Source organism: Streptomyces sp. NPDC093544, from assembly GCF_040683495.1.
GTDB lineage: Bacteria > Actinomycetota > Actinomycetes > Streptomycetales > Streptomycetaceae > Streptomyces.
Map to the genome: position 1 here is coordinate 1 of NZ_JBFBEA010000026.1, position 18,972 is coordinate 18,972.

General features: G+C 68.7%; 18 protein-coding genes and 3 tRNA genes. 9 read left to right on the forward strand and 12 right to left on the reverse strand.

The window, feature by feature from the left end; translation table 11 throughout:
• Positions 1 to 274 precede the first annotated feature (274 nt).
• Both AB0N66_RS32625 and AB0N66_RS32630 read left to right on the forward strand, forming a co-directional pair.
• Positions 275 to 1,810 carry a N,N-dimethylformamidase beta subunit family domain-containing protein gene (locus AB0N66_RS32625; RefSeq protein WP_365441827.1) on the forward strand — a complete coding sequence of 512 codons (1,536 nt, stop codon included), beginning with the start codon at positions 275 to 277 and terminating at the stop codon, positions 1,808 to 1,810.
• Positions 1,811 to 1,912: 102 nt separating this feature from the next.
• Positions 1,913 to 2,824 carry a phosphoribosylaminoimidazolesuccinocarboxamide synthase gene (locus AB0N66_RS32630; RefSeq protein ID WP_365441829.1) on the forward strand — a complete coding sequence of 304 codons (912 nt, stop codon included), beginning with the start codon at positions 1,913 to 1,915 and terminating at the stop codon, positions 2,822 to 2,824.
• A gap of 53 nt (positions 2,825 to 2,877) precedes the next feature.
• Here AB0N66_RS32630 and AB0N66_RS32635 read toward each other — a convergent pair.
• From AB0N66_RS32635 to AB0N66_RS32670, 8 genes are all read right to left on the reverse strand, one after another.
• Positions 2,878 to 2,953, reverse strand: a tRNA-Gly gene (locus AB0N66_RS32635).
• Positions 2,954 to 2,976: 23 nt separating this feature from the next.
• Positions 2,977 to 3,606, reverse strand: coding sequence for a response regulator transcription factor (locus AB0N66_RS32640; protein WP_365441831.1), 630 nt, complete (start codon positions 3,604 to 3,606; stop codon positions 2,977 to 2,979).
• Entirely contained in the window at positions 3,603 to 4,943 is a 1,341-nt protein-coding gene (locus AB0N66_RS32645) for a histidine kinase (protein ID WP_365441833.1), read from the reverse strand. Before AB0N66_RS32645 ends, AB0N66_RS32640 begins: the two co-directional genes overlap by 4 nt.
• A gap of 23 nt (positions 4,944 to 4,966) precedes the next feature.
• A complete protein-coding gene (locus AB0N66_RS32650) occupies positions 4,967 to 5,710 on the reverse strand; it encodes an ABC transporter permease (RefSeq protein WP_365441992.1) in 744 nt (247 codons plus the stop codon).
• 59 nt (positions 5,711 to 5,769) lie between these two features.
• Complete coding sequence (locus AB0N66_RS32655; RefSeq protein WP_365441835.1) at positions 5,770 to 6,765, reverse strand: ABC transporter ATP-binding protein; 996 nt, start codon at positions 6,763 to 6,765, stop codon at positions 5,770 to 5,772.
• A 151-nt stretch (positions 6,766 to 6,916) separates the two neighbouring features.
• A tRNA-Gly gene (locus AB0N66_RS32660) sits at positions 6,917 to 6,992 on the reverse strand.
• A gap of 79 nt (positions 6,993 to 7,071) precedes the next feature.
• Positions 7,072 to 7,143: transfer RNA gene (locus AB0N66_RS32665), tRNA-Gly, on the reverse strand.
• A 170-nt stretch (positions 7,144 to 7,313) separates the two neighbouring features.
• Positions 7,314 to 7,631, reverse strand: a complete 318-nt coding sequence (locus AB0N66_RS32670) for an Lsr2 family protein (RefSeq protein ID WP_365441837.1) — start codon at positions 7,629 to 7,631, stop codon at positions 7,314 to 7,316.
• A 361-nt stretch (positions 7,632 to 7,992) separates the two neighbouring features.
• Between AB0N66_RS32670 and purS the strand changes: the two genes are divergently transcribed.
• The 3 genes from purS to purL are packed head-to-tail and all read left to right on the forward strand — an operon-like array spanning position 7,993 to position 11,188.
• Complete coding sequence (purS, locus tag AB0N66_RS32675; RefSeq protein ID WP_060898438.1) at positions 7,993 to 8,256, forward strand: phosphoribosylformylglycinamidine synthase subunit PurS; 264 nt, start codon at positions 7,993 to 7,995, stop codon at positions 8,254 to 8,256.
• Positions 8,253 to 8,933, forward strand: a complete 681-nt coding sequence (gene purQ, locus AB0N66_RS32680; RefSeq protein WP_365441839.1) for a phosphoribosylformylglycinamidine synthase subunit PurQ — start codon at positions 8,253 to 8,255, stop codon at positions 8,931 to 8,933. Before purS ends, purQ begins: the two co-directional genes overlap by 4 nt.
• Positions 8,930 to 11,188 (forward strand): phosphoribosylformylglycinamidine synthase subunit PurL, encoded by a 2,259-nt coding sequence (purL, locus tag AB0N66_RS32685; protein WP_365441840.1) that lies wholly within the window; start codon positions 8,930 to 8,932, stop codon positions 11,186 to 11,188. Before purQ ends, purL begins: the two co-directional genes overlap by 4 nt.
• A gap of 80 nt (positions 11,189 to 11,268) precedes the next feature.
• On the opposite strand, the gene AB0N66_RS32690 is transcribed toward purL, so the two are convergent.
• The 3 genes from AB0N66_RS32690 to AB0N66_RS32700 all read right to left on the reverse strand — a co-directional run bounded on the left by AB0N66_RS32690 (position 11,269) and on the right by AB0N66_RS32700 (position 13,599).
• Positions 11,269 to 11,853, reverse strand: a complete 585-nt coding sequence (locus AB0N66_RS32690; RefSeq protein WP_365441842.1) for a Uma2 family endonuclease — start codon at positions 11,851 to 11,853, stop codon at positions 11,269 to 11,271.
• Positions 11,850 to 12,266: a hypothetical protein gene (locus AB0N66_RS32695; protein WP_365441844.1), complete on the reverse strand. Its 417-nt coding sequence runs from the start codon at positions 12,264 to 12,266 to the stop codon at positions 11,850 to 11,852. The genes AB0N66_RS32690 and AB0N66_RS32695 overlap by 4 nt, the downstream gene beginning before the upstream one ends.
• 199 nt (positions 12,267 to 12,465) lie before the next feature.
• The gene (locus AB0N66_RS32700) at positions 12,466 to 13,599 is read right to left on the reverse strand and encodes an NAD(P)/FAD-dependent oxidoreductase (protein ID WP_365441846.1); all 1,134 of its coding nucleotides are present in this window, start codon (positions 13,597 to 13,599) and stop codon (positions 12,466 to 12,468) included.
• Positions 13,600 to 13,866: 267 nt separating this feature from the next.
• Here AB0N66_RS32700 and AB0N66_RS32705 point away from each other — a divergent pair, with 267 nt between their 5' ends.
• The 4 genes from AB0N66_RS32705 (at position 13,867) to purM (ending at position 18,339) form a co-directional block, all read left to right on the forward strand.
• On the forward strand, positions 13,867 to 14,667 hold the full coding sequence (locus AB0N66_RS32705; RefSeq protein WP_365441848.1) for a sterol carrier family protein: 801 nt from the start codon (positions 13,867 to 13,869) through the stop codon (positions 14,665 to 14,667).
• A gap of 172 nt (positions 14,668 to 14,839) precedes the next feature.
• Positions 14,840 to 15,643 carry an META domain-containing protein gene (locus AB0N66_RS32710; protein WP_365441850.1) on the forward strand — a complete coding sequence of 268 codons (804 nt, stop codon included), beginning with the start codon at positions 14,840 to 14,842 and terminating at the stop codon, positions 15,641 to 15,643.
• Positions 15,644 to 15,704: 61 nt separating this feature from the next.
• Complete coding sequence (gene purF, locus AB0N66_RS32715; protein WP_365441852.1) at positions 15,705 to 17,234, forward strand: amidophosphoribosyltransferase; 1,530 nt, start codon at positions 15,705 to 15,707, stop codon at positions 17,232 to 17,234.
• 34 nt (positions 17,235 to 17,268) lie between these two features.
• Positions 17,269 to 18,339 (forward strand): phosphoribosylformylglycinamidine cyclo-ligase, encoded by a 1,071-nt coding sequence (gene purM / locus AB0N66_RS32720; RefSeq protein ID WP_365441854.1) that lies wholly within the window; start codon positions 17,269 to 17,271, stop codon positions 18,337 to 18,339.
• A 174-nt stretch (positions 18,340 to 18,513) separates the two neighbouring features.
• Here the strand turns inward: purM and AB0N66_RS32725 are convergent, their stop codons facing one another.
• On the reverse strand, positions 18,514 to 18,771 hold the full coding sequence (locus tag AB0N66_RS32725; RefSeq protein WP_326722128.1) for a DUF3073 domain-containing protein: 258 nt from the start codon (positions 18,769 to 18,771) through the stop codon (positions 18,514 to 18,516).
• Between the last annotated feature and the right edge of the window lie 201 nt (positions 18,772 to 18,972).

Sequence of the window (18,972 nt, forward strand, 5' to 3'; positions counted from 1 at the left end):
GCGTACGTTCGCGTCACCGGACCCGTCACTTCCTGCCCGACGTCTGATCCGGCGGCGACGGGCGGGACGTACCGGCACGCCCCCGACCCACCCACCGGACGCACCCGGCACGCGCACCGCACCACACCGCACCACAGGCGGAGCCCCCCGTTCCACTCCTGCCAATTAGCGACGAACGGTGACGGTGTGCGTGCGTAATGTGATGTGCTGGGACCGATCGCGCACACGGCAATGGCTGACAAGGACGACGGGGGCAACAGGGAGGGGAGCTGGCATGGGGTCGGAGCAGATTCGCCGCTGGGAGTCGGGAGCACTCGCCCACGCCGTCACGGACCCCTTCGGCCAGGGCCCCGTTCCCTGGCTCCGCGGCGACGAGCAGTACTTCGACGACACCGGCCACGTGGTCCCCTGGTACATCGACCACGCCCCGGGCGCCACCGGCCTCCACGAGACCGAACGCGACCACCGGCACGACCGCAAGTCCCCGGCCGCCAGGGGAACCATCCCGCACCCCCGAGCCGGAGGCCCCCGCTCCGCCGACGACGTCCACCGCCAGATCAAGGGGTTCACCTCCACCGGCGCGGCCGCCCCCGGCGAGGCCATCGACTTCCACATCACGGTGGACCCGCCGCAGGAATTCAGCGTCGACATCTACCGCATCGGCCACTACGGAGGCGACGGAGCCTCAAAGATCACCACCAGCCCCCGCCTCTCCGGCATCGTCCAGCCCCCGCCCCTCACCGCCGACCGCACGGTCTCCTGCCACCACTGGTGGCTGTCCTGGCGCCTGCAGATCCCGAGCTACTGGAACATCGGCGCGTACGTGGCCGTACTCACCACCGCGGACGGCTACCGCTCCCACGTCCCCTTCACGATCCGCGACAACCACCCGGCGGACCTGCTCCTGCTCCTCCCGGACATCACCTGGCAGGCGTACAACCTCTACCCGGAGGACGGCCACACGGGGGCCAGCCTCTACCACGCCTGGGACGAGAACGGCCGTCTGCTCGGCGAGGCCGACGCCGCGACGACGGTCTCCTTCGACCGCCCGTACGCGGGCGCGGGCCTCCCCCTCCACGTCGGCCACGCCTACGATTTCATCCGCTGGGCCGAGCGCTACGGCTACGACCTCGCCTACGCCGACGCCCGCGACCTGCACGCCGGCCGGATCGACCCCACCCGTTACCGCGGCCTGGTCTTCCCGGGCCACGACGAGTACTGGTCGCCGACGATGCGCCGCACCACGGAACTCGCCCGCGATCACGGCACCTCGCTCGTCTTCCTCTCGGCCAACACCATGTACTGGCAAGTGGAGTTGGGTCCGTCCCCGTCCGGCGTCGCCAACCGCCTGCTGACCTGCCTCAAGCGCAGGGGCCCCGGAAAATCGGCCCTGTGGCGTGAAATCGACCGCCCGGAACAGCAACTCATCGGGATCCAGTACGCGGGAAGGGTCCCCGACCCCCACCCTCTCATCGTCCGCAACGCCGACCACTGGCTCTGGGAGGCGACCGGCGCGCACGAGGGCGACGAGCTCAGCGGCATGGTCGCGGGCGAGGCCGACCGATACTTCCCGCGCATCCCACTCCCCGAGCACCAGGGCCGCATCCTCTTGGCCCACTCTCCGTACGCCGACAGCGAGGGCACCCCCCGCCACCAGGAGACCTCCCTCTACCGCGCCCCCTCCGGCGCCCTGGTCTTCGCCTCCGGAACCTTCGCCTGGTCCCCGGCCCTGGACCGCCCGGGCCACGTGGACCCGCGAATCCAGAGAGCCACGGCCAACCTCCTGGACCGCATCTGCAAACACGACTGACACCACCACAGCACCACCCCACACACCCCTGGCCAAAGCCGCTCCCCACATACGGGAGAATCGAGCCACATGGCCACATGGACATAACCACGGGGAGGAACCGTGTCCGGATTCGTTGAAAAGCCCGAGCCGCTTCAGGTTCCGGGACTGGTGCATCTGCACACCGGCAAGGTGCGCGACCTGTACCAGAACGAGGCGGGCGACCTCGTGATGGTCGCCAGCGACCGCATCTCCGCCTTCGACTGGGTGCTGCCCACCGAGATCCCCGACAAGGGCCGCACACTCACCCAGCTCTCCCTGTGGTGGTTCGACCAGCTCGCCGACCTGGTCCCCCACCACGTGCTGAGCACCGAACTCCCGCCGGGCGCCCCGGCCGACTGGGCGGGCCGCACCCTGATCTGCAAGTCGCTGCGGATGACGCCGGTCGAGTGCGTCGCCCGCGGCTACCTCACCGGCTCGGGCCTCACCGAGTACAAGGAGAGCCGCACGGTCTGCGGCCTCGCCCTGCCCGAGGGCCTGACCGACGGTTCCGAACTCCCCGCGCCGATCTTCACCCCGGCCACCAAGGCCGCGGTCGGCGAGCACGACGAGAACGTGTCGTACGAGGAGGTCGCCCGCCAGGTCGGCGCCGAGACCGCGGCTCAGCTGCGCCAGACGACCCTCGCCGTCTACAGCCGGGCCCGCGACATCGCCCGCGACCGGGGCATCATCCTCGCGGACACCAAGTTCGAGTTCGGCTTCGAGGGAGGCGTCGACGGCGAGACCCTGGTCCTCGCCGACGAGGTGCTGACCCCGGACTCCTCCCGCTTCTGGCCGGCCGAGCAGTGGGAGCCGGGTCACGCGCAGCCGTCGTACGACAAGCAGTTCGTCCGCGACTGGCTGACCTCTGCCGAGTCCGGCTGGGACCGGGCGAGCGAGCAGCCCCCGCCGGCCCTGCCCCAGCACATCGTCGACGCGACCCGCGCCAAGTACATCGAGGCGTACGAACGCCTCACTGGCATGAGCTGGAGCTGAGAACTGAGCCCACGACAAAGGCCCCGGTCACTGACCGGGGCCTTTGCCTTCTCTGGAGCGGACGACCAGGTTCGAACTGGCGACCTCAACCTTGGCAAGGTTGCGCTCTACCAACTGAGCTACGTCCGCACTGCGCCGTGGCGCGAGAGCAACTATACCCAACCGCGCTCGCGCGCGAGACGCACCGCCGTGTGCCGGTTCTCGGCCCCGAGCTTGGTCGCGGCGGACGACAGATAGTTCCGTACGGTGCCCTGCGAGAGCGCGGCCCGCTCGGCGATCTCCGCGACGGGCGCCCCGTCGGCGGCGAATTCGAGCACCTCGGCCTCGCGCGCGGTCAGCGGCGAATCCCCGGCGGAGATCGCGTCGGCGGCCAACTCCGGGTCCACGTAACGGTTTCCGGCATGAACCGTACGAATGATCTCCGCGAGCCGCTGCGCGCTGACCGTCTTCGGGACGAACCCGCGCACACCCGCCGCAAGCGCCCGCTTCAGATTGCCCGGCCGTCCATGACTCGTCACGATCAGAACCTGGCACGCGGGCAGTTCGGCCCGCAGGGATGTGGCCACCCTCACACCGTCGGCGCCGGGCATCTGAAGATCCAGTACGGCGACATCGGGCACGTGCGCCCGCGCCATCGCCAGTGCCTCCGGCCCGGTCGCCGCCTCGGCCACCACGACCAGGTCGTCCTCCAGACCCAGCAGCGCGGCAAGCGCTCCACGGATCAGATGCTCGTCATCGGCGAGCAGAAGGCGTACGGGAGGAGTTGCCGGTCCGGAACTCATGAAGTGACCTCACTCACTGGTGCCGGAGCCGGAGCCGGAAGCCGCCCGCCGTCCGGGTCTCTTTCCGAGAACTCCGCCACAGATGCCACAGCCTCCCCAGCCGCCATAGATTCCCCCGCTGCCACAGGCGCCGGCACCACCGCAGTCAACCGGAACACCCCACCCCCCACAGCCCCCGCCCGCAGCACCCCGCCCACCTCGGTCAACCGTTCCCCCAGCCCCACGAGCCCGGAGCCCCTCCTGAGCTCCGAGCCCGCCCCCTCATCCTGCGCCCCCTCGGGCACCCCGTCGTTCTCGACGTTCAGAGTCACCCGCCCCTCCGCCACCCACAGCGACACCGCGCACCGCCCCGCGTTCCCATGCCGCAGTACGTTCGTCGTCGCCTCCCGTACGACCCAGCCGAGCGCTGACTGGACCTGTGCGGGCAGCCCCGTCGCCGAGCCGCTGATCTCGCAGTCGATGCCAGCGGCGGTCAACACGCCCTGGGCGCCCGCGAGTTCGGTGCTCAGGTCGGCCTCCCGGTAGCCGCGTACGACCTCGCGCACCTCCCGCTGCGACTCCTGCGCGATGCGCTGCACCTCGATCATCTGCTCCACGGCTTCAGGCCGCCCGCGTCGTGCCAGCTGCACGGCGAGCTCGCTCTTCAGAGCGATGACCGCGAGGTTGCGGCCCATCACGTCGTGCAGATCGCGTCCGAAGCGCAGCCGTTCCTCGGCGACGGCGAGGCGGGTCCGGGTCTCGCGGGCCTCGTCGAGTTCGTAGACGGAGTTGAGCAGCCAGACGGAGAAGACGGAGGTGAAGGAGAGGAACCCGGCGCCGAGCAGCACCGCGATCGCGGTGCCCAGCGCGGCCGGCCCGGAAGCGCCCAGCGGGAACGACATGCTTCCGGCGCCGACCGTGAAGCCTCCCACGATTGCCAGCACGCGCCGCCGGTTCCGGACGCCGAGTGCGAGGGTGCCCGCGCTGAAGGTGAGCACACCCCCGAACAGCGTGCCGGCCGCAGTGCCGGAGCCGCTCGGTCCGTACTCCGCGAGGCCGAGCGCGGCGATCGCGATCAGCACGGTGACTGCGCCAAGTGTCCACAAGAGCCGTAGCGGCTGTTCACGGCGGCCGCGCGTCCAGTCGAGCGCCCGCGACGCGGTCACGACGCACAGCACCGAGTGCGCGCACACCATCAGGAACAGCCAGCCCGCGATCCGTATCCCGACCTGGCCGAATGCCGCGAGGCCGACCCCCGGGATCTCGACGACGAAGATGAAGTGAAACGACCACCGCGTATACGTCTCGACCTTCGCCGGTGTGCTCTTCCCCCGCCACCAGGCCCCAGGTTTCCGCATGCGCCCGCCCTCGTCGTTGCCTCTCACCGCCGAGGCTCCCATCGGAACCACCGTCGTACAGCAAACACCGCGAGGACCGTCCAGGCCACCGCCGTGACGAGGGCGCCCAGGGCGTCGTAGGCGGAGAGGTCGCCGGTCCAGCCGCCGCGTATCAGGGTGATCACCGGGGTCAGGGGCAGCAGTTCGCAGGCCGAGGCCAGCCGGTCGGGCATGACTTCGAGGGGGATGAAGGTGCCGGAGCCGAGAAGGGAGATCATCATCAGCGGCATGGTCGCCATCTGGGCGCCCTCCACACTGTTGCTGAAATTCGCGGTGACCGCCGCGAGCGGGGGCCACATCACCAGGCCCAACAGCAGCCCCAGGACGGCGAGATGAGGTGCTGACGGCGGCCCCACGTCCAGGAGTACGGCGCACGCGGCCGTCAGGACCAGGCACTGCACGAGCGCTATCGCCATCGACGGCAGAGCGGCGCCCGCGAGGATCTCCGCGTCCCGCAGCTCCCCGGTGCGCAGCCGCTTGAGGACGAGTTCCTCGCGCCGTGCCGCGTACACGGTCACCAGCGAGCTGTAGACCGCGAAGAGGAGCGAGAAGCCGATGGAGGAGGGCAGGATGATCGACCCGGCCGAGAGCCCGGTGCCCTTCAGATCCATCTGGTCGACGTTCGCACTGAGGCTGAACGGCAGCAGCATCGGTGCGAACAGCGCCGCGAGAAGCGTTGCCTTCGTGCGCCCCAGCAGAGTGAGCTCGGCGCGCGCCAGGGCGCCCATCCGTCCCACCGCGGTAGTAGTAGCCCCCGCCGTCTCCACATTCGTCACAGCCACCGAGCTCACGCCACCGTCTCCGTATCCGTACGAGCTCCAGTACGAGCCTCCGAGCGAGCGGTCCCCGAGCCGCCCCCCGCCTCCCGAGCGATCCGCAAAAACGCCTCCTCCAGCGAGGCCGACCGCACATCGAGCCCCCGCAGCTCGACCCGCGTCCGTTCGGCCCACACCAGCAGCGCTGTGGCGGTCCGCTGGAGTTCGTGGGTGCGCAGCCGGATCGTGCGCCCCTCCTTCTCGTGCCCGGTGATGCCGAGCGAGGCGAGCGGGGGCAGGTCTCCGAGGAAGTAGCCGTCGGGCAGTTCGAAGGAGATCCGGGACGGCTGGGAGGCGGTCACCTGGGCCGGGGTGCCGGTGGTGGCGATGACTCCTTCGTGAAGGATCGCCAGCCGGTCGGCCAGTTGCTCCGCCTCTTCCAGGTAGTGGGTGGTCAGCAGCACCGTCGTACCGCCGTCGCGCAGTTCCCGTACCAACTCCCAGGTGCTCCGGCGTCCTTCGGCGTCGAGTCCGGTCGTCGGCTCGTCGAGGAAGAGGACCTCGGGGCGGCCGAGGAGCGCGAGTGCCAGGTCCAGGCGTCGCTTCTCACCCCCGGACAACTGCTTCACCCGTACGCCGGACCGCCGCGCGAGCCCGACCATGTCCAGGGCCTCCGCGGTGGGGCGTGCGCCGCTGGTGCAGCCCGCCCACATCCGTACGGTCTCCGCGACCGTCAGCTCGGAGGGGAAACCACCCTCCTGAAGCATCACGCCGATCCGGGGCCGTACGACCGCCCGCTCCTCGTAGGGATCGTGCCCGAGGACCCGCACCCGCCCGCCTGCCGGGGGCGCGAGGCCCTCAAGGAGCTCGACCGTGCTGGTCTTGCCCGCGCCGTTCGTCCCCAGCAGCGCGAAGAGCTCACCGCGGCCCACGGAGAAGGTGATTCCGCGCACCGCCTCGAAATCTCCCCCGTACACGCGCCGCAGATCAGTGACCTCAATCACGTCATCTTGCTCGTTCGTGTTCATGGATTCAGCGTCCCCGCGGACGGCCCCCGGCGGCAGTGCGCGGTGTCATCACTCCGTATGACATATGTCAGACGCCACCGCGCAGGGACGACGGAGGAGAGCACGCAGCACGACAAAGACCCCGGTCGATGACCGGGGCCTTTGTTTTCTCTGGAGCGGACGACCAGGTTCGAACTGGCGACCTCAACCTTGGCAAGGTTGCGCTCTACCAACTGAGCTACGTCCGCATTGCCTCCGACCGGCTCTCACCGATCGGCGCGGGCACCACCTTACCTGATCCAAATGGATGACCGGTAAGGGATGCAGAGCGGGTGACAGGAATTGCACACTGCGCCTTCCCCCTGGAAGGGGGATGTTCTGCTACTGAACTACACCCGCGTGACCCCGTGAGGTTCGGCCTTTCGGCCTTGCCCCTTGGCGTGCTCCAGACTCTAGCTGACCAGCGGGGGGTCTGCGCAAGTCGGCTCCGCTCAGGGGCGGATGACCGGCCGGACCGAGGCCTCGGCCGGTCATGTGTCGGTCATAGGTCAACCGACGGAGCCCCGGTTTCAGTGCGCCTCGGCGAAGGCCTCGTACACCTTCTTGGGGATGCGGCCGCGCGGCGGCACGTCCAGCCTGTTCGAGCGGGCCCAGGCGCGGACGGCCGCCGGGTCGGGGGTCAACGCGGTGTGCGTGTACGCCTTCCCGGACCTCGATTGCTTGCGGCCGGCCTCCAGGTAGGGCGCGAGCACCTTACGAAGTTTCTTGGCATTGGATGGGTTGAGGTCGATCTCGTACGACTTGCCGTCCAGTCCGAAGGCGATCGTTTCCGCCGCTTCTGAGCCGTCGATGTCGTCAAAGAGAGTGACCACGACACGCTGCGCCACGAATATCGGTCCCTTCGTGCGGCACCTCTGCGATCAAGCGTCATGACGTGCGGAGACGTCACCGAGTTGTCGGGGAGATGTCGACTGTCCGGCTGTTATTGGGCAAAGTATCGGCTATTGCGATTTCATTTGTACAGTGCTCGGCATTGCATTGTGAAGCCCGACTAAATCCTTCCGCGTGTCCGGAGGCAATGGGGTCCTGCCGCTCTTCTGCGGTTTTTCCCTGGATTTTCCGTGGAAGCCCCCGCGTCGATGCGGGATCGTGATCGGGCTCACGTAGGATTCTACGAATCTACGCGAGTAGAAATTTTGTGCGGGTAGTCTGAAGCGACCTGCTCAGCACCACACACCGGGAGTGCCAGTGGCACGCGTCGTAGTCGACGTCATGCTCAAGCCGGAGATCCTCGACCCCCAGGGCCAGGCGGTGCAGCGTGCACTGCCGCGTCTTGGTTTCGACGGTGTCTCCGACGTACGTCAGGGAAAGCGATTCGAACTGGAAGTGGACGGACCGGTGGACGACGCCGCGCTCGCCCGCATCCACGAACTCGCGGAATCCTTCCTCGCCAACACCGTGATCGAGGACTTCACCGTCAAGGTCGAGGAAGTCGCGGAGGCGGGAAAGTGACCGCTCGTATTGGAGTCGTCACCTTTCCCGGAAGCCTGGACGACCGGGACACGCAGCGCGCGATCCGGCTCGCCGGTGCCGAACCCGTCGCTCTCTGGCACAAGGACAAGGACCTGAAGCAGGTCGACGCCGTGGTGCTGCCCGGCGGTTTCTCGTACGGGGACTATCTGCGGGCCGGTGCCATCTCGCGCTTCTCGCCGGTGATGGAGACCGTCATCGGGCAGGCGAAGTCCGGAATGCCGGTTCTCGGTATCTGCAACGGCTTCCAGGTTCTCACCGAGGCGCACCTGCTCCCGGGCGCGATGCTCGGCAACAACCATCTGCACTTCATCTGCCGCGACCAGAAGCTGCGGGTGGAGAACGCGGAGACCTCCTGGACCGCCGACTACACGGCCGGCCAGGAGATCCACATCCCGCTGAAGAACATGGACGGGCGGTACGTCGCCGACGAGCACACGCTCGACGAGTTGGAGGCCGAGGGCCGGGTCGCGTTCCGCTACGTGGACGTCAACCCGAACGGTTCGCTGCGCGACATCGCAGGCATCACGAACGCCGCCGGGAACGTCGTAGGCCTCATGCCGCACCCGGAGCACGCCGTCGAGCCCCTCATCGGGTCCGGTCGTACCGACGGCCTCCCCTTCTTCACCTCGATCCTCAAGAAGCTGGTCAACGCATGAGCCGCACGCCTCTGGACACGGTCGAGAACGCGGCCGCGACCCCCGACGTCGAGCTGCCCTGGGCCGAACTCGGCCTGAAGAAGGACGAGTACGAGCGGGTCGTGGAGATCCTCGGCCGCCGTCCGACCGGCGCCGAGCTGGCCATGTACTCGGTCATGTGGTCCGAGCACTGCAGTTACAAGTCCTCGAAGGTCCACCTCCGCCAGTTCGGCGAGAAGGCGCCCCGGTCGGACGCCCTGCTCGTCGGCATCGGCGAGAACGCGGGCGTGGTCGACGTCGGCCAGGGTTACGCCGTCACCTTCAAGGTCGAGTCGCACAACCACCCCTCGTACGTGGAGCCTTACCAGGGAGCTGCCACGGGCGTCGGCGGCATCGTGCGCGACATCATCGCGATGGGGGCCCGGCCCGTCGCGGTCGTCGACCCGCTGCGCTTCGGTGCGGCGGACCACCCCGACACCAAGCGCGTGCTGCCCGGTGTCGTCGCCGGCATCGGCGGCTACGGCAACTGTCTGGGCCTGCCGAACATCGGCGGCGAGGTCGTCTTCGACGCCTGCTACCAGGGCAACCCGCTCGTCAACGCCGGCGCCATCGGCGTCATGCGGCACGAGGACATCCACCTCGCGAAGGCGTCCGGCTCGGGCAACAAGGTCATCCTGTACGGGGCTCGCACGGGCGGCGACGGCATCGGCGGCGCCTCGATCCTCGCGAGCGAGACCTTCGACGACGCCAAGCCGAGCAAGCGCCCGGCGGTCCAGGTCGGCGACCCCTTCCAGGAGAAGCTCCTCATCGAGTGCACCCTCGAAGCCTTCGCCGAGAAGCTGGTCGTCGGTATCCAGGACCTCGGCGCGGCCGGACTCTCCTGTGCCACCAGCGAGTTGGCGTCCAACGGCTCCGGCGGCATGCGCGTGACGCTGGACGACGTACCGCTGCGGGACTCGACTCTCTCGCCCGAGGAAATCCTCATGAGCGAGTCGCAGGAGCGTATGTGCGCGGTCGTCGAGCCGGCGAAGGTCGACCGGTTCCTGGAGATCTGCGACAAGTGGGATGTCATCGCCACGGTGATCGGTGAGGTCACCGACGGCGACCGCCTGGAGATCTACTGGCACGGCGGCAAGATCGTCGACGTCGACCCGCGCACGGTCGCGCACGACGGCCCGGTCTACGAACGCCCCTACGCCCGCCCGGAGTGGCAGGACGCCCTCCAGGCCGACGACGCCAACAAGCTTCCGCGCCCGGCCACCAGCGAGGAACTCAAGGACCAGGTCCTGAAGTTGGTCGCCTCGCCCAACCAGGCCTCCAAGTCCTGGATCACCTCCCAGTACGACCACTTCGTGCAGGGCAACACGGTGCTGGCGCAGCCTGAGGACTCGGGCATGATCCGCATCGACGAGGAGACCGGGCTCGGCGTCGCCATCGCCACCGACGGCAACGGCCGGTTCGCGAAGCTCGACCCGTACGCGGGCGCCCAGCTCGCGCTCTCCGAGGCGTACCGGAACGTCGCGACGACCGGCGCCAAGCCGCTCGCCGTCTCCGACTGCCTGAACTTCGGCTCGCCCGAGGACCCGGCGGTGATGTGGCAGTTCGTGGAGGCCGTCCGTGGACTGGCCGACGCCTGCCAGCAGTTGGGCACTCCGGTCACGGGCGGCAACGTCTCGCTCTACAACCAGACGGGCGAGGTGGCCATCCACCCGACGCCGGTGGTCGCCGTCCTCGGCGTCATCGACGACGTGGCCCGCCGCACGCCGGTCGCCTTTCAGGAGGAAGGGCAGCTGGTCTACCTCCTCGGCGACACCCGCGAGGAGTTCGGCGGTTCGGCCTGGTCGCAGGTCGTTCACGACCACCTCGGCGGCCTGCCCCCGAAGGTCGACCTGGAGCGCGAACGCCTCCTCGCCGAGATCCTGATCTCCGCCTCCCGCGACGGCATGATCGACTCCGCGCACGATCTGTCCGACGGCGGCCTGATCCAGGCGGTCGTGGAGTCGGCGCTCCTCGGCGGCAAGGGCGCGCGTCTCGTCGTACCCGACGAACTCGACGCCTTCACCTTCCTGTTCTCCGAGTCCGCGGGCCGCGCGGTCGTCGCCATCCCGCGCTCGGAGGAGCTGCGCTTCAACGACATGTGCGGGGCGCGGGGCCTGCCCGCCACCCGCATCGGCGTCGTCGACGGAGACTCCGTCGAGGTCCAGGGCGAGTTCACCCTCCCCCTGACCGAACTGCGCACGGCACACGAGGGGACGATCCCGGCGCTGCTGGCGTAGCCGTAGTCCTTCCAGGTGTACGACGTCAAAGGTCCCGCCCGAGGTTTCCGGGCGGGACCTCTGCACATGTCAGACCTGGCTCACCGGACGTAGTTCTTGAGAGCCTCTGTGTCGAGTTCGATGGCGATCGGGTCGGGTACGCACACCTTCTCGCCGAACTTCGCGACGAGGATGTTCCGGTAGCCACCGACCTGCCGGTCCGGGCCGCTGTGCACCGTGACCGTGCCGGAGTCCCGGTCGATCAGAAGGTACACGGGGATTCCGGATTGACCGTAGGCAGTTGGCTTCTCGTGCCGATCCCGGCGGTCGGTGTCCGAGTCGTACGACGTGACCTCGACGACCATGAGTGCCCCGTCCGGGTCGGCCCAGTCACCGTGTCCCGCAAAATGGGCTTCAGGTGCGAGCACCGCATCCGGCTTCGCCCTGCCCTCGCGGTAGGCATCGACCTGGAGCCCCTGGCTCTGGTACAGGTCGAGGTCGGGCCTGGTCTGCATACAGCGGCGGGTCAGCCAGGACACGATGGTGCTGTGGTCCCCGTCCGTCACCTTCTTGACTCCGATCCGTCCGTTGATGAACTCCAACGTGACGGTCTCGGGGGCGGCGGAGGCGATCGTTTCGAACTCCTCCACCGACATCTGAGACGTGCGCTCGGCCATAACCGTCATGTTGCACCCCCTTCCAGGCGGAAGCCAGTGTTGTCGGGTCCAGGCGATGCGAGGCGGGTTTCGCTGTGGATCACCCGTATGGGTGATCGCCCCCGATCCTCCGGTTCGGGCAGCATGGCAGAGAGCCGTTCGCCCGCCGGATCCGTGCGGTCATCATGGCGACGCCCGTCCTCAGGGAGCGCCCGCACGTGCTGTCCGAGAAAGGCGCGCACGAACTGGCCGACCTGCTCACCGAGGAGACCGGTGACACCACTTCGGCCCTGATCGCCGACGCCACGCTCACCGCCGCCCGCCAGGCCCTGGTCGAGGAGCACCACCTCCGCATCGACGCCGGCGAAACCGTTGACGAAGTCGCCGCCGACGCCGCCCTGCTTGCCGAGCGGGCCTTCGCGCTGGTGGGGGGGGGAGCTCAAGGACTACGCGCGAAGGGAATGAGACGTTCAGGGGGCCGCACCGACACTTCGTACGGATCGGGCGCACAGTCCTTGGTGCGGGCCGGGCGCACAGTCCTTCGTGCGGGCCGGGCTCATCGTCCTTCGTGCGGATCGGCTCACCGCCTTTCGCGACGAAGGCGTTCGTGGAACGGGCATGGTGACCGTTCCACGAACGTTTTTATGCGCTCCGCTCGTCTTGGCTGAAGGCGTCGATCAGCTCCTGGCCGATGGCTTCGTTGGTGGCCACGGCCGCGGTTGCCGCTGTGGCGCTACGAGGGAACAGCGCTTCCTCGTACGCGGTGAGCGCGGCCTCGATGTCGTCGGGGTGCGCGGCGATGGCCAGGCCGAGTTCGGCGCCGTCCTGCATGGCGAGGTTGGCGCCTTCGCCGTCCGGCGGGGAGAGGTGGGCGGCGTCGCCGAGCAGGGTCGCCCCGGGCACCCGGTCCCAACGGTGCCCGACCGGCAGTGAGTTGAGAGGGCGCACGACCGGAGGGGTGTCGCTGTCGGTGATCAGGGCGGTGATCTCGGGGGCCCAGCCGTCGAACTCTGCGGCGATGCGTGCGGTGGCGGCGGCAGAGTCGGTGAAGTCGATGCCGTCGAACCACTCCTGCGGCTTGGCCAGCGTCACATAGGCGTGCAGTGTTTCGCCGCTCTCCCGGTGTGCCCCGATCCACTTCCCGCTCGCTCCGGTGTCCGGTGCGAGCACGAACAGCGAGCCGCCGCCGACCGTCCTCGCGGCGGCCGGGTGCCGGGTCTCGCTGTCGTACAGATAGGTCTCGACGAACGACCGGCCGAAATACCTGGGCGTGGCATCGGACAGCAGCGGCCGGACCCGTGACCAGGCGCCGTCCGCGCCGACGAGCAGGTTCGTCACGACGATGCCGCCGTCGGCGAAGGTGACCTCGTGGCGGCCGTCGTCGAGGGTGCGGGTGCCGCTGACCTTGTGGCCCCAGCGGACGGTGCCGGCCGGGAGCGAGTCGAGCAGGATCTGTCGCAACTCACCGCGCTGCACCTCGGGGCGGCCCCCCGTGCCGTCGTCGGGCTCGTCCATCAGGAGGGTGCCGTCTCGGTCGAGGACGCGGGTCGCCTGGCGGCCCTCCAGGACGATGGCGCGGAACTCGTCCATCAAGTCGGCTGCCCTGATGGCGAGTTGGCCGTTGTAGTCGTGGATGTCGAGCATCCCGCCCTGCAGACGGGCCATCGGTGAGGCCTCCGCCTCGTAGACCGTGGCCGGGATGCCGTTCACGTGCAGGACGCGGGCGAGGGTCAGTCCGCCGAGTCCGGCGCCGATGATCGTGACGTGTGTGGTCATGATGACTCCTGCGTGTCGCGGGCCTGCCGGACGGTCACCCGGCGGGATCTCCACCCAGGCTTCAACGCCGTGCCGACAGATCGCCTACGCGGTGCCGACAGCTCCGACAGATGACCGACACGGCTGTTACTCGCGCAGGGTGCCGGTGTCTGTGTCTGTGGAGTAGAGGAGGGGCGTCACAGCGTCCGCGGCAGAAGGCGACGGGGGCAGGGGCCGCCGTGCCCGTCCCGACCTTTCGCGCGGATCATGCGGACTAGGCTCACCGTCATGCCCCCGGCCAAAAAGCGACGCGCCCGTACGTACGACTCCGCCAGGATCCGCGCCGCGGTGCTGGCCCAGTTCGGGAACGTACGGGAAGGTGTACGCGGCCTCGGTGACGAGGAGTTGGGGCGGCCCACGCACCTCGGGGAGTGGACCGTGAGGGAGTTGGCCGCGCACGTCACGATGGCCGTCGAGACCGTCAGCCGGAACATCGACAGGCCCGAGCCCGGCAAGCGTGAACTCACCCTGCTCGACTGGCCGTTCGCGACGGCGGCCCGCGCCGAGGACATCGCCGACGGCACGCGCGAACTCGCCGCCGACAACCCCGATCTCGACGCGCTCTACGCCCGTACCGAGGAGCGGATCACCGAGCGGCTGGCCACGACCCCCGACGAACGACTGCTCGCCGCGCGCACCGGTGCCATGACCCTTGGCGACTATCTCGTCACGCGCACCGTCGAACTCGTCGTCCACACGGACGACCTGAACCGCGCCGTGCCGGGCCTCGACATTCCGTACGACCGCCAGGCGCTCGCCGCCTGCACCCGGCTGCTCGCCGACGCGCTCGCGGCGAAGGCGCCCGGCGCTTCGACGGAGGTGCGGATTCCGCCGTACGCGGTGGTGCAGTGCGTGGAGGGCCCGCGGCACACCCGGGGCACCCCACCCAACGTCGTGGAGACCGACCCGCTGACCTGGCTCCGGCTCGCTACGGGACGTACGGAGTGGAAGGCGGCTCTGGACGACGCCAAGGTCAGCGCGAGCGGGGAGCGGGCGGACTTGGGCGGACTGCTGCCGCTCATGGGCTGAGGCGGTCCCGAAGGACGGCCCCCGGCATGAGCCGAGGCGGTCCCGAAGGACGGCCCCCGGCATGAGCCGAGGCACCCGGAAGGCCACCCTCGTCACGACCTGAGGCACCCGGAAGGCCACCCCGTCACGACCTGGGTGGAACCAAGTACCCCACCCGCCCCGTCACATCGGCATGTACAGGCAGCGACTCACCCTCACCGCCCTGACCCTCATCCCGCTCGCCGTGGCCTGCGGCAACGAAACCGCTGACGAGACCGGCGGCAGTTCCGTCGGCTCGGGTGCGCAGGCGGATGTCACCGGCGCCCACTGGATCATCGACAGCGTCACCGTGGACGGCACCAGTCACGCCGCCCCCGACGGAGCGAACGTCGAGTTCGGCGAGGACGGCAAGGTCCAGGGGAACTACGGCTGCAACCACTTCAGCGCGACCGCCACCTTCAAGGACGGCCGCATCGACGTCGGTGACACGTCGATGACGGAGATGGCCTGCGAGAAGGTCCCCGCCGAGTTCGAGCAGACCCTCGCCCGCACGCTCGCCGACGGCGCCCTCACCACGGCGGTCAAGGACGACAGGCTCACCCTCACCACCGGCACGGGCGACCGCGTCAACCTCACCAAGGAGCAGGCCGCCCCGCTCTACGGCACCAAGTGGAACGTCACGGCACTCGGTGCCGGAGAGGTGTCCCACTCCCTCCCGGAGGGCGCCGCCCCGTACCTCGTCCTCGACAAGGCGAAGGGCACGGTCGGGGGCCACCTGGGCTGCAACGATGTGTCCGCGAAGGCCACTGTCAGCGACGGACATATCACCCTCGGAACCCCGAAGACCACCCGCATGATGTGCGACAGCTCACTCATGGAGACCGAGAAGACCCTGCTGGGCCTCTTCGACGGCAAGGTGGACTACGAGTTGGATCACCGCGACCTCACGCTGACCAGCACAAACGGCGAAAATGTGACGGCCGTCGCCGGTAAGTGAACCGTCAGAGTCCCGTATCCCCAATTCGGACCAGTGGTCGATCTCGCCTACACTCGGTGCCGTGCCACGTGGTGACGGTCGACTCAATCATGATCTGCTCCCCGGTGAGAAAGGCCCCCAGGACGCTTGTGGCGTCTTCGGAGTCTGGGCTCCGGGCGAAGAGGTCGCCAAGCTCACTTACTTCGGGCTCTACGCCCTCCAGCATCGAGGCCAGGAATCCGCGGGGATCGCGGTCAGCAATGGCTCCAAGATCCTCGTCTTCAAGGACATGGGCCTCGTGTCCCAGGTCTTCGACGAGACCTCTCTCGGTTCGCTCCAGGGTCATATCGCGGTCGGTCACGCCCGCTACTCGACCACCGGAGCCTCCACCTGGGAGAACGCCCAGCCGACGTTCCGTGCCACCGCGCACGGTTCCATCGCGCTCGGCCACAACGGCAACCTGGTCAACACGGCGCAGCTCGCCGAGATGGTCGCCGACCTCCCCAAGCAGCAGGACGGTCGCTCCCCGCGTGTGGCGGCCACCAACGACACCGACCTTCTGACGGCCCTCCTCGCCGCCCAGGTCGACGACGACGGCAAGCCGTTGACCATCGAGGAGGCATCCGCCAGGATCCTCCCGCAGGTCAAGGGCGCCTTCTCGCTCGTCTTCATGGACGAGGACACCCTTTACGCGGCCCGTGACCCGCAGGGCGTCCGCCCGCTGGTCCTCGGCCGCCTGGAGCGTGGCTGGGTCATCGCCTCCGAGTCCGCCGCCCTCGACATCTGCGGCGCCTCCTTCGTCCGCGAGATCGAGCCGGGCGAGTTCGTCGCCATCGACGCGGACGGTCTGCGTACGTCGCGATTCGCTGAGGCAAAGCCCAAGGGCTGTGTCTTCGAGTACGTCTATCTGGCCCGCCCCGACACGGACATCGCCGGTCGGAACGTGTACCTCTCGCGCGTCGAAATGGGCCGCAAACTCGCCAAAGAAGCTCCCGTCGAGGCCGATCTGGTCATAGCGACTCCGGAGTCCGGGACCCCCGCCGCGATCGGTTACGCGGAGGCCAGCGGGATCCCCTTCGGCGCGGGTCTCGTCAAGAACGCCTATGTCGGCCGGACCTTCATCCAGCCCTCGCAGACCATTCGCCAGCTCGGCATCCGTCTGAAGCTGAACCCCTTGAAGGAAGTCATCAAGGGCAAGCGGCTGGTCGTCGTGGACGACTCGATCGTGCGCGGCAACACCCAGCGCGCACTGGTCAGGATGCTGCGGGAAGCCGGCGCGGCGGAGGTCCACATCCGGATCTCCTCGCCCCCCGTGAAGTGGCCCTGCTTCTTCGGCATCGACTTCCCGACCCGCGCCGAGCTGATCGCCAACGGCATGACCATCGAGGAGATCGGTACCTCGCTGGGCGCCGACTCCCTCTCGTACATCTCCATCGACGGCATGATCGACGCCACCACCATCGACAAGCCGAACCTGTGCCGCGCCTGCTTCGACGGCGAGTACCCGATGGATCTCCCGGACCCCGAACTGCTCGGCAAGCAGCTTCTGGAGACCGAGCTGGCGGCAGGTCCTGCCGCCACGGCCGCGGCCGACGCGATCCGTCGGCCGTAAGAGCCCCGTATCCCGACCCGAAAGATCCCAGGCAATGTCTGAGACCACATCCGGTGCCTCCTACGCGTCCGCCGGCGTCGACATCGAAGCCGGCGACCGTGCCGTGGAGCTGATGAAGGAGTGGGTGAAGAAGACGCAGCGCCCCGAGGTCCTCGGCGGCCTCGGCGGGTTCGCCGGTCTCTTCGACGCCTCCGCCCTCAAGCGCTTCGAGCGTCCGCTGCTCGCCTCCGCCACGGACGGCGTGGGCACGAAGGTCGACCTCGCCCGACAGCTCGGCGTGTACGACACCATCGGCCACGACCTGGTCGCGATGGTCATGGACGACATCGTGGTGTGCGGCGCCGAGCCGCTCTTCATGACCGACTACATCTGTGTCGGCAAGGTCCACCCCGAGCGCGTCGCCGCCATCGTCAAGGGCATCGCCGAGGGCTGTGTCCTTGCGGGCTGCGCCCTCGTGGGCGGCGAGACGGCCGAGCACCCGGGTCTGCTCGGTCCGGACGACTTCGATGTCGCGGGCGCGGGCACCGGCGTGGTCGAGGCGGACCAGCTGCTCGGCGCGGACCGTATCCGTACGGGTGACGCGGTGATCGCCATGGCGTCCTCCGGTCTTCACTCGAACGGGTACTCGCTCGTGCGGCACGTCCTCCTCGACCGCGGACAGCTCAAGCTCGACCGGCGTATCGAGGAGTTCGGCCGCACGCTCGGCGAGGAACTCCTGGAGCCCACCAAGATCTACTCGCTGGACTGCCTGGCCCTCACCCGCACCGCCGAGGTGCACGCCTTCTCGCACGTCACCGGCGGCGGACTGGCGGCCAACCTGGCCCGCGTCATCCCCGAGGGCCTGCACGCGATCGTCGACCGCGAGACCTGGACCCCGGCGCCCGTCTTCGACCTCGTCGGCAAGACCGGTGACGTCGAGCGCCTGGAGCTGGAGAAGACCCTCAACATGGGCGTCGGCATGATCGCGATCGTCCCCGGGGAGTCGGCGGACGTGGCGCTCGCCACTCTCGCGGACCGCGGAGTGGAGGCCTGGATCGCCGGCGAGATCACCGAGCGGGGCGAGCACGCGACGGGTGCCGCCCTCATCGGGGAGTACGCCAAGTAGGCCCACTTCATCTGGGAGTACGCCAAAGCAGGCCCCCTCGTCGGGGAGTACGCCGGGTAAGCCCCACAAGGCAGCACAAAACCCGGTCCGGTGTGAGACCACCCCGGACCGGGTGAGGTGCAGATGCTATGAGGCTCTACGAGAACGCCGAACCTGCTGAGCCCGCTGTTAGCGCTACGCGCCGCGACGTTGCGACTGAGGACCGGACTCCTCGTCCTCGTCCTCATCGTCGTCGTTATAGAGATCCGCGTACTGCGCGTACGGGTCGTCTTCTTCCTCGTCGTCGTCCTCGAACGGCTCGCCATTCGGCGGCTGTTGCGAAGTCGAAGCGCCCAGCTCATTGGCCAGACGCGAGAGGTCAGTCCCGCCGCTGCTGTACTTCAGCTGGCGGGCGACCTTCGTCTGCTTGGCCTTTGCCCGGCCGCGCCCCATGGCTCGACCCCCTCGGATACGGGGCTCGATGGCCCCAGAGTCTTGACACGCGTTCATGATCTGGAACGGGCTCTCCGTGAAGAGACCGGTCCGTAGGGCTTCCACGGTACCTGCTCCCGCGCCCATACGGTACGTCGCCCGCAGGACGCGCGTGTGCGCAGAACCTGCGAGGAGCCCCGTCCTCGCTGGTCAACCGCGATT

What these genes read in the sequence shown, in the direction of transcription:
- AB0N66_RS32625 (WP_365441827.1), top strand. Translation starts at nt 275, where the DNA reads ATGGGGTCGGAGCAGATTCGCCGCTGGGAGTCGGGAGCACTCGCCCAC.
- AB0N66_RS32640 (WP_365441831.1), bottom strand. Translation starts at nt 3,606, where the DNA reads ATGAGTTCCGGACCGGCAACTCCTCCCGTACGCCTTCTGCTCGCCGAT.
- AB0N66_RS32645 (WP_365441833.1), bottom strand. Translation starts at nt 4,943, where the DNA reads ATGCGGAAACCTGGGGCCTGGTGGCGGGGGAAGAGCACACCGGCGAAG.
- AB0N66_RS32650 (WP_365441992.1), bottom strand. Translation starts at nt 5,710, where the DNA reads ATGGGCGCCCTGGCGCGCGCCGAGCTCACTCTGCTGGGGCGCACGAAG.
- AB0N66_RS32655 (WP_365441835.1), bottom strand. Translation starts at nt 6,765, where the DNA reads ATGAACACGAACGAGCAAGATGACGTGATTGAGGTCACTGATCTGCGG.
- purL (WP_365441840.1), top strand. Translation starts at nt 8,930, where the DNA reads ATGAGCCGCACGCCTCTGGACACGGTCGAGAACGCGGCCGCGACCCCC.
- AB0N66_RS32690 (WP_365441842.1), bottom strand. Translation starts at nt 11,853, where the DNA reads ATGACGGTTATGGCCGAGCGCACGTCTCAGATGTCGGTGGAGGAGTTC.
- AB0N66_RS32700 (WP_365441846.1), bottom strand. Translation starts at nt 13,599, where the DNA reads ATGACCACACACGTCACGATCATCGGCGCCGGACTCGGCGGACTGACC.
- AB0N66_RS32705 (WP_365441848.1), top strand. Translation starts at nt 13,867, where the DNA reads ATGCCCCCGGCCAAAAAGCGACGCGCCCGTACGTACGACTCCGCCAGG.
- AB0N66_RS32710 (WP_365441850.1), top strand. Translation starts at nt 14,840, where the DNA reads ATGTACAGGCAGCGACTCACCCTCACCGCCCTGACCCTCATCCCGCTC.
- purM (WP_365441854.1), top strand. Translation starts at nt 17,269, where the DNA reads ATGTCTGAGACCACATCCGGTGCCTCCTACGCGTCCGCCGGCGTCGAC.
- AB0N66_RS32725 (WP_326722128.1), bottom strand. Translation starts at nt 18,771, where the DNA reads ATGGGGCGCGGCCGGGCAAAGGCCAAGCAGACGAAGGTCGCCCGCCAG.